14 protein-coding genes are annotated in these 11,521 nt (G+C 74.7%); 5 read left to right on the top strand and 9 right to left on the bottom strand.

Annotated features, from left to right (window positions below; translation table 11 throughout):
• From ABZ914_RS36415 to ABZ914_RS36405, 3 genes are all read right to left on the bottom strand, one after another.
• Positions 1-1,185 (bottom strand): FAD-binding protein (locus ABZ914_RS36415; protein ID WP_500198873.1); only part of this gene is annotated, 1,185 nt, incomplete at its 3' end.
• Positions 1,182-1,913, bottom strand: a complete 732-nt coding sequence (locus tag ABZ914_RS36410; protein ID WP_190866804.1) for an ABC transporter ATP-binding protein — start codon at positions 1,911-1,913, stop codon at positions 1,182-1,184. The genes ABZ914_RS36415 and ABZ914_RS36410, both read right to left, overlap by 4 nt.
• Positions 1,910-2,758, bottom strand: coding sequence for an ABC transporter permease (locus ABZ914_RS36405; RefSeq protein WP_500198871.1), 849 nt, complete (start codon positions 2,756-2,758; stop codon positions 1,910-1,912). The genes ABZ914_RS36410 and ABZ914_RS36405 overlap by 4 nt, the downstream gene beginning before the upstream one ends.
• 449 nt (positions 2,759-3,207) lie before the next feature.
• On the opposite strand from ABZ914_RS36405, the gene ABZ914_RS36400 reads away from it, so the two are divergent.
• Positions 3,208-3,864: a TetR/AcrR family transcriptional regulator gene (locus ABZ914_RS36400; RefSeq protein WP_500198869.1), complete on the top strand. Its 657-nt coding sequence runs from the start codon at positions 3,208-3,210 to the stop codon at positions 3,862-3,864.
• Here the strand turns inward: ABZ914_RS36400 and paaE are convergent.
• From paaE to paaA, 5 genes are read right to left on the bottom strand one after another with little or no spacing between them, the layout of a single operon-like run.
• Entirely contained in the window at positions 3,852-4,937 is a 1,086-nt protein-coding gene (gene paaE, locus ABZ914_RS36395) for a 1,2-phenylacetyl-CoA epoxidase subunit PaaE (protein WP_500198867.1), read from the bottom strand. The two genes, ABZ914_RS36400 and paaE, sit on opposite strands and share 13 nt — an antisense overlap.
• 1 nt (position 4,938) lies before the next feature.
• Positions 4,939-5,502, bottom strand: coding sequence for a 1,2-phenylacetyl-CoA epoxidase subunit PaaD (gene paaD / locus ABZ914_RS36390; RefSeq protein ID WP_500198865.1), 564 nt, complete (start codon positions 5,500-5,502; stop codon positions 4,939-4,941).
• On the bottom strand, positions 5,496-6,428 hold the full coding sequence (gene paaC, locus ABZ914_RS36385; RefSeq protein ID WP_190866796.1) for a 1,2-phenylacetyl-CoA epoxidase subunit PaaC: 933 nt from the start codon (positions 6,426-6,428) through the stop codon (positions 5,496-5,498). Before paaC ends, paaD begins: the two co-directional genes overlap by 7 nt.
• A gap of 13 nt (positions 6,429-6,441) precedes the next feature.
• Positions 6,442-6,732 carry a 1,2-phenylacetyl-CoA epoxidase subunit PaaB gene (gene paaB / locus ABZ914_RS36380; RefSeq protein WP_151543025.1) on the bottom strand — a complete coding sequence of 97 codons (291 nt, stop codon included), beginning with the start codon at positions 6,730-6,732 and terminating at the stop codon, positions 6,442-6,444.
• Positions 6,722-7,693, bottom strand: coding sequence for a 1,2-phenylacetyl-CoA epoxidase subunit PaaA (gene paaA / locus ABZ914_RS36375; protein ID WP_500198863.1), 972 nt, complete (start codon positions 7,691-7,693; stop codon positions 6,722-6,724). Before paaA ends, paaB begins: the two co-directional genes overlap by 11 nt.
• A 204-nt stretch (positions 7,694-7,897) precedes the next feature.
• Between paaA and ABZ914_RS36370 the strand changes: the two genes are divergently transcribed.
• Complete coding sequence (locus ABZ914_RS36370) at positions 7,898-8,203, top strand: EthD family reductase (protein ID WP_500198862.1); 306 nt, start codon at positions 7,898-7,900, stop codon at positions 8,201-8,203.
• A 55-nt stretch (positions 8,204-8,258) separates the two neighbouring features.
• Here the strand turns inward: ABZ914_RS36370 and ABZ914_RS36365 are convergent, their stop codons facing one another.
• Positions 8,259-8,771: an Lrp/AsnC family transcriptional regulator gene (locus tag ABZ914_RS36365; protein ID WP_190866790.1), complete on the bottom strand. Its 513-nt coding sequence runs from the start codon at positions 8,769-8,771 to the stop codon at positions 8,259-8,261.
• Positions 8,772-9,053: 282 nt separating this feature from the next.
• On the opposite strand from ABZ914_RS36365, the gene pdhA reads away from it, so the two are divergent.
• The 3 genes from pdhA to ABZ914_RS36350 all read left to right on the top strand — a co-directional run.
• Complete coding sequence (gene pdhA / locus ABZ914_RS36360) at positions 9,054-10,160, top strand: pyruvate dehydrogenase (acetyl-transferring) E1 component subunit alpha (RefSeq protein ID WP_500198860.1); 1,107 nt, start codon at positions 9,054-9,056, stop codon at positions 10,158-10,160.
• Position 10,161: 1 nt separating this feature from the next.
• Positions 10,162-11,250 carry an alpha-ketoacid dehydrogenase subunit beta gene (locus ABZ914_RS36355; RefSeq protein ID WP_500198859.1) on the top strand — a complete coding sequence of 363 codons (1,089 nt, stop codon included), beginning with the start codon at positions 10,162-10,164 and terminating at the stop codon, positions 11,248-11,250.
• Positions 11,247-11,521: biotin/lipoyl-containing protein (locus ABZ914_RS36350; RefSeq protein ID WP_500198857.1), on the top strand; the 275-nt coding region annotated here is incomplete at its 3' end. The genes ABZ914_RS36355 and ABZ914_RS36350, both read left to right, overlap by 4 nt.

The raw sequence follows: 11,521 nt of genomic DNA, 5'->3' as shown, positions 1-11,521 counted from the left end.
CGCCTCGCCCAGCGCCCGGACGGGACGCGCGGCCGCCCGTCCGCCCAGCCCGGCGGCGTGGCGCGCGGCGCCCAGCCCGGCCCAGGTGCCGGAGGACATCGCCCACGCCGCGTTGTGGCTGCCGCCGCCGGTGAAGCCGCCGCAGATCAGCTCCCGGGTGGCGGCGTCGCCGGCGGCGAACAGGCCCGGCACCGTCGTCGAGCAGTCGGGGCCGGTGATGCGGATGCCGCCGGTGCCGCGGACCGTCCCCTCCGCCAGCAGCGTCACGGGGAACAGGTCGGTGAACGGGTCGATGCCCTGCCGGTCGAACGGCAGGAAGAAGTTCGCCTGCGCGAGCCGCATCGCCCGCTGCTCCTCGGGGGTGGCCCGGTCGATGCGGCACAGGACGGGCTCGCTGAGCAGGGTCCGGGCGATGACGGAGCGGCCGCGCCGGCTGCCCGCGCCTTCCAGGACGCTGCCGTCCGCGCGGTAGAAGGTGGCGAACGAGTAGAACGCCGTCTTGGTCACGGAGGTGAACGCCGGGGCGATCGCGTAGGCGTTGGAGAACTCCATGCCGGACAGCTCCGCGCCCGCCTCCGCCGCGAACAGCGCGCCGTCCCCGGTGTCGACGTCGCAGCCGAGGGCCCTGCTGAGGAACGCGCACCCGCCGGTCGCGAGCACGACCGCGCCGGCCCGGACGCGGAACGGCCGGTCGTCCCGCAGGTGGTACCCGGCGGCGCCCGCGACGGCCCCGGACCCGTCCGCCAGCAGCTCGGTGACCGGGCTGTGGTCGAGGACCCGGACCCCGGCGCGGCGGACCCGCACGCGCATCCGGCGCATGTACTCCGGGCCCTGCAGGCCGCGCCGGATCTGCCGGCCGTGCTCGTCCACGGGGAACGGGTACTTCGAGACCTCGGCCAGCTCGTTCATGTTCGCGTACGTCTGGTCGAGGACGCGGGCCATCCACTCTCGGTCGGCGAGATGGCCGCCGAGGCCCTCCCGGCTCGCCATCGCGGCCTCCCGCGCCTGCGGGTCGGGCTCGACGTACCAGACCCCGGTGCCGGCGGACGCCGTCGCGCCGCTCGTCCCGAGGTAGCCCTTGTCGGCGAGGACGACGCTCGCGCCGGCCTCCGCGGCCTTGACGGCGGCCCAGGCGCCGGCGGGGCCGCCGCCCGCGACGAGGACGTCGGCGATCAGTTCGTTCATCGGGTCTCCTTGGCGGTGGCGACGGCCCGTACCCCGAGCCCGTCGAGCAGGTCGCGCCGCAGCGCGATGAATTCCGGGTCGTCCAGGGACCGCGGCCTCGGCAGGCCGACGGTGTACTCGCGCGCGATCCGGCCGCCGGCGAGCAGCAGCGCGCGGTCGGCGAGCAGCAGCGCCTCCTCCACGTCGTGGGTGACGAGCAGGACCGCGGGCCGGTGCTCGGCCCACAGGTCGGCGACGAGCGCCTGCGCGTTCAGCCTGGTCAGCGCGTCCAGCGCGCCGAAGGGCTCGTCGAGCAGCAGCAGGTCGGGCGTCCGCACGAGCGCGCGGGCCAGCGCGACGCGCTGCGACTCGCCGCCGGACAGGGTGAGCGGCCAGGCGTCGGCGCGCGCCGCGAGCCCGACCTCGGCCAGCGCGGCCTCGGCCCGTGCGCGCAGGTCCCGGCCGCGCAGGCCGAGCACGACGTTGGACCACACCCGGCTCCACGGGAGCAGCCGGTGCTCCTGGTAGACGACGGCGCGCGCGCCGGGGACGTCGACCTCGCCGCCGCCGTGGCCGTCCAGCCCGGCGAGGGCGCGCAGCAGCGTGCTCTTGCCGGACCCGCTCGCGCCGAGCAGCGCCACGAACTCGCCGGGCGCGATGTCGAGGTCGACGCCGTCCAGGACGGTCCGGTCGCCGAACACGCGCCTGAGGCCGCGGACGCGGACCCCGTCGCGCAGGGCGGCGGTCATCGCGCCACCAGTCCCTTGCGCCAGGCCAGCGCGCGCCGCTCGATGAGCCGGACCAGCAGGTCCGTCGAGACGCCGAGCACCGCGTACAGCACGAGGACCACGAAGACCGTGTCCATCTGCATGAACTGGGTGGCCTGGTTGATGAGGAACCCGATGCCGCTGGCGGTCGCCGACTGCTCGACGACGACGAGCGTCAGCCACGCGACGCCGAGCGACAGCCGCAGCCCGACGAGGATCTGCGGGAGCGCGCCGGGCAGCACGACCTTCCTGACGAGCCCGAGCCGGCCGAGGCCGCAGGTCCGCGCCGACTCCACCAGCCGCTCGTCCACCCCGCGGATGCCGTGGAACACGTTGATGTAGAGCGGGAACACTACGCCGACCGCGATGAGGCCGACCTTGGACGTCTCGCCGATCCCGAACCAGATGATGAACAGCGGCACGAGCGCCAGGTGCGGCAGCATCCGGACGGCCTGGACGGGCGCGTCGATGAGGTCCTCGCTGATCCGGAACAACCCGGACAGCAGGCCGAGCACGAGGCCGAGCGGCAGCCCGATCGCGAGGCCCTTCAGCACCCGCAGCAGCGAGACGCCGAGGTTGGTGAACAGCTCGCCCGACGAGGCCATCTCCCAGCCGCGCGCGGCGACGTCGCTGGGCGGCGGCGTCGTGCTGCCGAGCCAGCCCGCGCGGGCGCCGGCCTCCCAGAGGACGAGGACGGCGACGAGCCCGCCGGCCTTGCGGGCGCGGCGCAGCAGCGACAGCGCGACGGCGCCGGAGCGCCCCGCGGCCGTGGGCGCCGCGGGTCCGGGTAGGGCGGAGCGGGGCGGATCGAGCAGGTCGGTGGACACGCGGCACCTCCGGAACAGGGGACGGTCGGAAGGCAGGCAGGAGGGAGTGATCCGGCGCCGGCGACACTGCCGGGCGGAGGAGAGAGAGAGAAGAGAGGCGGCCGATCTCGGGCCGTGGATGTGCGGATCAGCGGTTCAACAGGACGCGCTGCACACGCGGAGGAGGTCGATGTGGCGCCTCGCCACCAGTACCTCCGTCGCGTTCATGTCCCCAAGGATGCACACGGAACCGGCGCTTGTGAAGCCCGCCGAAATCCCGCTCTACCTGCACGGACGCCACGTCCGGGGCAAAAACCCATAAAACATACCGATTTACCAGGGAATATGCCGGGCGCCGCCCGCGCCCTCCCTCGGCGCCATGGTTACGTAGATCACACCGTCCGGCCAGGTGCGCCCCGCCCGGCCCCCGGTCCGGCCGGGCGCCCGTGCCCGCATGAGATGCTGCGGTCGTGGCGACGACCGGTCCGCAAGCATCCTCCCCGCGCCGCCGGCGCGGCCGTCCCGGCCACGACCAGGCGGCGATCCTGCGCGCCGCCGTGGAGCTGTTCAACCGCAAGGGCTACGACGCCACCAGCATGGGCGACCTGGCCCGCGAGCTCGGGCTCACCAAGCCCGCCATCTACCACCACGTCGCGGGCAAGGAGCAGCTGCTCGGCCAGGCGCTGGACGACGCCCTCGACGAGCTCACCGCCGCCGTCACGGAGGCGTCCCGCGAGCGGGAGGGGACGACCGCCTACGGCCGGCTGCGCGCGGTGGTGCGGCGCAGCGTCGAGGTCCTCGTCGCGCACCAGCCGTCCGTCACGCTCCTGCTCCGGGTCAGGGGCAACAGCGAGGTCGAGCTGGCCGCGCTGGAGCGGCGCCGGTGGCTCGACGACCGCCTCGCCGAGCTCGTCGCGGACGCCGTCGCCGAGGGGACACTGCGCGGGGACGTGCCGCCGGCACTGGTGAGCCGGCTGCTGTTCGGCATGGTGAACTCGCTGGTCGAGTGGTACCGGCCGGGCGGCGCCTACGACACCGCGACCGTCGCCGACGCCGTCACCGCCCTCGCCTTCGACGGCCTCGCCCGCCACGAGGCCCCACCCGACCAGGGAGATCAGGCGTCGTAGTCGACGGTGACGGTGTCGCCCGCCGGGAACGACTGGCAGGTCAGGACGAACCCGGCGTCGACCTCGGACGGTTCGAGGGCGTAGTTGCGGCGCATGTCCGCCTCCCCCTCGCGGACGCGGGCGCGGCACGTCCCGCAGACACCGCCCTTGCAGGCGAACGGCAGGTCCCCGCGGGTCCGCTGGGCGCCCTCCAAGATCGTCGTCTCCCGGGACACCCGGGACGTCGTGCGCAGGCCGTCGAGCACGACGGTCAGCTCGGTCGTGGCACCGGCCACGGCGTCGTCGGCGCGCCTCGGCCGCGGCGGAGGGGCGTCGACGTAGAACAGCTCGACGTGCACCGGCGCGGGGACGGCGAGGTCGGCGAGGACCTTCCGGGCGTCCTCCACCATCTGGAGCGGCCCGCAGATCCAGACGTGGTCGAAGACCTCCGCGGGCACCAGGCCGGTGAGCAGCCGGGCGAGGCGGCCGCCGTCGAGGCGGCCGGAGAACAGCTCGGCGTCGCGCGGCTCGCGGGACAGCACGTGGACCAGCTGGAACCGCGGCCCGTACCGGTTCTTCAGGTCGCCGAGCTCCTCGGTGAACATCACGGTGCGGCTGGTGCGGTTGCCGTACAGCAGCGACACCTGCGCGCCGGGGTGGGCGAGCACCGTCGAGGCGACCGACAGCATCGGGGTGATGCCGGAGCCGGCGGCGATGCACAGGTGCCGCTCGCCGGTCGCCGGGTCCGCCCGCCAGGAGCCGGTCGGGGTCCGCACCTCGATGCGCGCGCCCGGCGCGACCTCGTTCACCAGCCAGGACGAGAACAGCCCGCCGGGGATCTCCCGGACGCCGATCCGGGGCGCGGCGCCGGCGGGCGCGCAGATCGAGTACGAGCGGCGCTCCTCCCGCCCGTCGACGAAGCGGCGCAGGGTGAGGGACTGGCCGGCCCGGAACGCGTAGGCGTCGCGCAGGCCGTCCGGGACGGCGAAGGTGATCGCGACGGCGTCCTCGCAGAGGCGGTCCACCGCCGCCACGGTCAGCTCGTGGAACACCGCCGACCGGGCGGGCGCGGCGCCGGGCGCGAGGGTGGTCATGTCAGATCTCCTTGACGTGCTCGAACGGCTCGAGGCAGTCGGTGCAGCGGTACAGGGCCTTGCACGCGGTCGCGCCGAACTCGGAGGTCAGGCGGGTGGACGTGGAGCCGCAGCGCGGGCAGGCCGGGGCGCGGCGGGTCGGCCCGAGCGTGAGCCCGAGCGGCCCGGACGGGCGCCGGACCGGCCCCGGCGGCGACAGGCCCGCCTCCCGCAGCGCGGCCCGCCCGCGCGCGGAGATCCAGTCGCTCGACCACGGCGGGTCCAGCACGATCCGGACCCGCACGCGCGGGAACCCCGCGCCGTTCAGCCGGTGGACGAGGTCGTCGCGCATCGTCGCGAGGGCCGGGCAGCCGGTGTAGGTCGGCGTGATCGAGGCGACGACGGCCTCCGCGCCGTCGGCGTCGCGCTCGACGTCGACGCCGCGCAGGACGCCGAGGTCGGCGAGGGTGAGCATCGGCATCTCCGGGTCGCGCACCTGCCCGGCCGCGTCGAGGGCGCGCTCGCGGGCCGTCTCGCGGGCCGTCTCGCGGGCCGCCGTGCGGGCCGCCGCGCGGGCGTTCACCATTGCCCGCTCGGGTGTGCGCGCGCGACCACCTGCATCTCGGCGAGCAGCCGGCCGAACGCCTCGGTGTGCATGCCGTCGCGGCCCGTCCGCCCGCCGACCCCGGCGAGGGGCGGGCGGTCCGGGCGGTCGACGCCGCTGACGGCCAGCACCTGGTCGAGGACCGCGTCGACCTCGTCGCGGACGGCGGTGGGGTCGACGCCCACGCCGGCCTCGGCGAGGGACGCCTCGACCGGGTGCGCGGCGACCAGTTCCGGCTGGAGCGGCCACAGCTCGTCCAGCGCGGCGACGAGCCTGCGGCGCGACTCCTCGGTGCCCTGCGCCAGCGTCAGGAACCAGCGGCCCGCCCAGTCGCGGTGGTAGGTGACCTCCTTGGCGCCCTTGGCCGCCACCGCCGCCAGCACCCGGTCGGCGCTCGCCCGGAGCCGTTCCAGCAGCGCGAGCCGCGCCGCCGAGAACAGCAGCAGCCGGACGACCACGTGCGCGAAGTCGCCGTTGGCCACCTCGGCGAGGCGGACGTTGCGGAACTCCCCCGCCTCGCGGAAGAAGGCGAGCGCGTCCTCGCCCGGCACCGGCGAGCCCTCGGGGAGGGCGGGCACGGCGGCGGGGTCGGCGGCGGCCGCCCGCGACAGCAGCAGCCGCGCCTGGCCGAGCAGGTCGAGGGCGATGTTCGCGAGCGCGATGTCCTCTTCGAGGTCGGGGGCGCGGCTGCACCACTCCGCCAGGCGCTGGGACATGATCAGCGCGTCGTCGCCGAGCATCAGGCAGTACGCGGCGAGGTCGGCGCGGTCGACGCCGTCCGGCACGGTGGTGTCGACGCCGGCGAGGGGGTCCTCGAAGCCGGTGCCGAACGCCCACTGCGAGGACTCGCCGCCGGCCAGCCCGTCGAACACGCCGCCGAGGTCGCTGTTCAGAAGGTCGTCGCTCATCGGTGGTCCGCCCTCACATGTGCGGGACGTCGTCGGGGATGTCGTAGAACGTCGGGTGCCGGTAGACCTTGTCGCCGCTCGGCGCGAACAGCGGGTCCTTCTCGTCCGGGCTGGACGCGGTGATGGCGTCGGCCCGCACGACCCAGATGCTCACGCCCTCGTTGCGGCGCGTGTAGACGTCGCGCGCGTGGCGCAGCGCCATCACGTCGTCGGGGGCGTGCAGCGACCCGACGTGCACGTGGTTGAGGCCGCGCTTGCCGCGCACGAACACCTCGTAGAGCGGCCATTCCCGCCTATCGGTCACTACCGGCCTCCCTCGCGGATCGCTCGGCGAACGCCGTCGCGGCCTCGCGCACCCACGCGCCGTCCTCGTGGGCGGCGCGGCGGTGCGCCAGCCGCTGCGCATTGCACGGCCCGTTCCCGCCGACGACCTGGGCGAACTCCTCCCAGTCCGGCTCGCCGAAGTCGTAGTGGCCGCGCTCGGCGTTCCAGCGCAGGTCCGGGTCGGGGAGCGTCACCCCGAGGGCCTCGGCCTGCGGGACGGTCATGTCGACGAACTTCTGCCGCAGCTCGTCGTTGGAGTTGCGCTTGACGCCCCACGCCATCGACCGCGTGCTGTTCGGGGACTCGGCGTCCGGCGGGCCGAACATCATCAGCGACGGCCACCAGAACCGGTCGACCGACTCCTGCACCATGGCGCGCTGCTCCTCGGTGCCGCGCATCATCGTCATCAGCAGCTCGTAGCCCTGCCGCTGGTGGAAGGACTCCTCCTTGCAGATCCGGATCATCGCGCGGCCGTACGGCCCGTAGGACGTGCGGCACAGCGGCACCTGGTTGCAGATCGCGGCGCCGTCGACGAGCCAGCCGATCGTGCCGACGTCGGCGTACGACAGCGTCGGGTAGTTGAAGATCGAGGAGTACTTCTGCCGGCCCGACAGCAGCATCTCCGTCAGCTCGGCCCGGGAGACGCCGAGGGTCTCGCAGGCCGAGTACAGGTACAGCCCGTGCCCGGCCTCGTCCTGCACCTTCGCCAGCAGGATCGCCTTGCGGCGCAGGGACGGGGCGCGGCCGATCCAGTTGCCCTCCGGCTGCATCCCGATGATCTCCGAGTGCGCGTGCTGGGCGATCTGGCGGACCAGGGTGCGGCGGTAGCCGTCCGGCATCCAGTCCCGGGGCTCGATCCGGTCGCCCCGCGCGATGGTCGCGTCGAACCGCTCCTGCGCCGCCGCCTCGCGCGGCGCGGGATCCACGGGGGTCGTCGTCATGTCCCCTCCTCACCGGTCGAACGAATTACTTATCGTTCGGTCAGTAATACGGTCGCACGGGCGGCCGCCCGAACGCAACGGTCCCCCGCGCATCCGCCCGGCGGGCCGGCGCGAAGGCCGGGACCGGCTCCTCCGCGGAGCGGGCCCGCGGGCTACGGTGAGGTGGCCCGGACCTGGCCGGCCGCATCCACCCTGGAGGACCGCATGCACCGCCTCACCGTCCAGTACTTCTCCCCCGCCGACCCCGCGGCGTTCGACGAGCGCTACGAGAGCACGCACGTCCCGCTCGTGCACGCCCTGCCCGGCCTGAAGTCGTTCACCCTGACGCGCCCGCAGGCGCTCGGCGCCGGCGCGCCCTACCTCGTCGCCGAGCTGTGGTTCGAGGACGGCGACGCCCTCGCGGCGGCGCTGGGCAGCCCGGAGATGGCCGAGGCCGCCGAGGACGCGGCGAAGTACGACGTCGCCTCCACGACCATGTACTCCGGCGAGGTGCGCGAGACCCTCGGCTGATCACGGAGTCCGGCCGCCGCCCCCTCGTCGCGGACGAGGCGGGCGGCGGCCGCGTTCACGCGCCCGGGACGGCCCCCCACGCCGCTCCCCGCCCGCGGGCCTCGTCGAACACCAGCCAGGTGCGGGTGGCGCGGACCCCGGGGATGTCCTGGACGCGCTCCAGCACCACGTGCCGCAGCGCCGCGTTGTCCGGGGCCCTGACCAGGGCGAGCACGTCGTAGTCCCCGCCGACCATCGCGAAGTGCTCGACGTAGGTGATCTCCTTCAGCCGGGCCGACACCGCCCGCCAGGAGTTCTGCTCGATCGTGATCGAGACGTACGCGCTGGTGCCGAGCCCCGCCCGGTGCGGCGCCAGCTCCGCCGTGAAACCGGTGATGACGCCGTCGTCCATCAGGCGGGTGAGGCGCGCGTAGGCGTTGGCGCGGGAGACGTGCACGTTCTCGGCGAGGGCGCGCACCGAGATCCGGCCGTCGCGCAGCAGCTCGGCGATGATCGCCCGGTCCACCGCGTCCAGCCGTCCGGCAGAACGTCCCGGCCAGGCGCCGTCCGCGGCGTCATCGTTCGACATTTGGCCACCCTCACGCCTCATTGAGACCAACTTGTCGCTCATTATCCGGCATGTCTTGAACAGATGGTCGCCGGGACGGACGCTTTGGTCGTCAAGCGTCCAAGGAAAGCGAGGCGCGCCATGCCAGTGCGGAAACCCATGCCGGTGCGCAAGCCCGAGCCCGCGCGGAAAGCCGTGCCCGTCCGGAAGGCCGGTGCCGCGCGGAAGTCCGGAGCGGCGCGGAAATCCGATGCGGCGCGGGAGGCCGGAGCCGTCCGGGAGACCGGTGCCGTCCGGGAAGCCGTGCGCGATCAGCGGCCGGCGGTCGACGGGCTGCTCCCGTCCCCCGCCCCCGTGCGCTTCGTCGCCGAGGACGGCACGGCCGTCGAGCCCCCGGCGGGCCGGACGGCGCCCGCCGACGGCGAGCTGCTGGAGGCGTACCGCCGGATGGTGCTCGGCCGCCGCTTCGACCGGCAGGCGACGGCGCTGACCAGGCAGGGCAGGCTCGCGGTGTACCCGTCGAGCCGCGGCCAGGAGGCGTGCCAGATCGGCGGCGTGCTCGCGCTGCGCGACGGCGACTGGCTCTTCCCCACCTACCGGGACTCGGTGGCGCTGGTCGCCCGCGGCCTCGACCCCGCCGAGGTGCTCACGCTGCTGCAGGGCGGCTGGCACTGCGGGTACGACCCGGCCGCCGTGCGCGTCGCGCCGCAGTGCACCCCGCTGGCCACCCAGACCCTCCACGCGGTGGGCATGGCCGAGGCCCTGCGCCGCAAGGGCGAGGACGGCGTCGTGATGGCCTTCGTCGGCGACGGCGGCACGAGCGAGGGCGACTTCCACGAGGCGCTCAACTACGCGGCGGTCCGGCGCGCGCCCGTGGTGTTCTTCGTGCAGAACAACCAGTACGCGATCTCGGTGCCGCTGGCCAAGCAGACCGCCGCGCCCGCGCTCGCCTACAAGGGCGTCGGGTACGGCGTCCGCTCCGAGCAGGTGGACGGCAACGACCTCGTCGCGGTGCTGTCCGTGCTGGCCTCGGCCGTGGAGCACGCGCGCGCGGGCGGCGGCCCGTCGCTGGTGGAGGCGCACACCTACCGCATGGACGCCCACACCAATGCCGACGACGCCACCCGCTACCGGAAGGACGACGAGGTCGCGCGCTGGGAGGCCGCCGACCCGATCGCGCGCCTGGAGACCTACCTGCGCGGCCGGGGCGTGCTCGACGACGAGGGGGTGGCCTCGGCGGACAGGGCCGCCGAGGAGTTCGCCGCCCGGGTCCGCGACGCGCTGAACGCCGACGACGAGACCGCGCCCGCGCCGCTGGAGCTGTTCGAGCACGTGTTCGCCGAGCCCACGCCGCAGCTGCGCGAGCAGCGGGCCCAGCTGGCGTCCGAGCTGGCCGCCCTGGAGGACTGACATGACGGAAACGACGACCCGCAAGACGGGGATGACGATGGCGCAGGCGCTGAACGCCGCGCTGCGGGACGCGCTCCGCGAGGACGAGCGGGTCCTGGTCTTCGGCGAGGACGTCGGCCCGCTGGGCGGCGTCTTCCGCATCACCGACGGGCTCACCGCCGAGTTCGGCGAGGACCGGTGCTTCGACACCCCGCTCGCCGAGGCCGGCATCGTCGGGCTCGCCGTCGGCATGGCGATGGGCGGGTTCCGCCCGGTCGTGGAGATGCAGTTCGACGCGTTCGCCTATCCGGCATTCGAGCAGATCGCCTCGCACGTCGCGAAGATGCGCAACCGCACCCGCGGCCTGCTGCCGCTCCCGATGGTGATCCGCATCCCGTACGCGGGCGGCGTCGGCGGCGTCGAGCACCACAGCGACTCCAGCGAGGCGTACTACGCGCACACCCCCGGCCTGAAGGTGGTCACCCCCGCCACGCCGGACGACGCGTACTGGCTGCTGCGCGACGCCGTCGCGGATCCCGACCCGGTGGTCTTCATGGAGCCGAAGCGGCTGTACTGGTCCTCCGGCGAGGTGTCGCCGGCGGACCGCCGCACGGCCGGGATCGGGCGGGCCGCCGTGCGGCGCGCCGGGACGGACGCGACGCTCGTCGCCTACGGGCCCAGCGTCTCCGTGGCCCTGGAGGCGGCCGAGGCCGCGGAACGGGAGGGCCGGTCGCTGGAGGTCGTCGATCTGCGGTCGATCGTGCCGTTCGACGACGAGACCGTCATGGCGTCGGTCCGCAGGACGGGCCGGTGCGTGGTGATCCAGGAGGCGCAGGGGTTCGCGGGCGTCGGCGCGGAGATCGCGGCGCGCGTCCAGGAGCGCTGCTTCCACTCGCTGGCGGCCCCGGTGCTGCGCGTCAGCGGGTTCGACATCCCGTACCCGCCGCCGAAGCTGGAGCGCTCGCACCTGCCGGACGCCGACCGGGTGCTCGACGCGGTGGACCGGCTCCAGTTCGACGACGCGCCCGACACCCGCTACCTCGCGCAGGCGGAGCCGCCGATGGCGGAGGCCCGCCTCCTGCGGGGCGGCGCCATGCGGGAGGCGTCGTGACGACCGCCGTCGCGGCGCGGGTGTTCCGCCTGCCCGACCTCGGCGAGGGCCTGACGGAGGCCGAGGTCCTGGAGTGGAAGGTCGCGGTCGGCGACACCGTCGAGGTCGACCAGGTCGTGGTGGAGGTGGAGACCGCCAAGGCCGCCGTCGAGGTCCCGGTCCCGTTCGCCGGGACGGTGCTGAGGCTGCACGCCGGGCCGGGCGCCGTCCTCGGCGTCGGCGAGCCGCTCATCGAGGTCGGGGAGGCCGGGGCCGCGGCCGAGGACCCGGC

The sequence above is a fragment of the Spirillospora sp. NPDC046719 genome (assembly GCF_040645715.1).
GTDB lineage: Bacteria > Actinomycetota > Actinomycetes > Streptosporangiales > Streptosporangiaceae > Spirillospora.
Note: the sequence above shows the minus strand (reverse complement) of the source record. Positions and strands in the feature narration are given on the sequence as shown.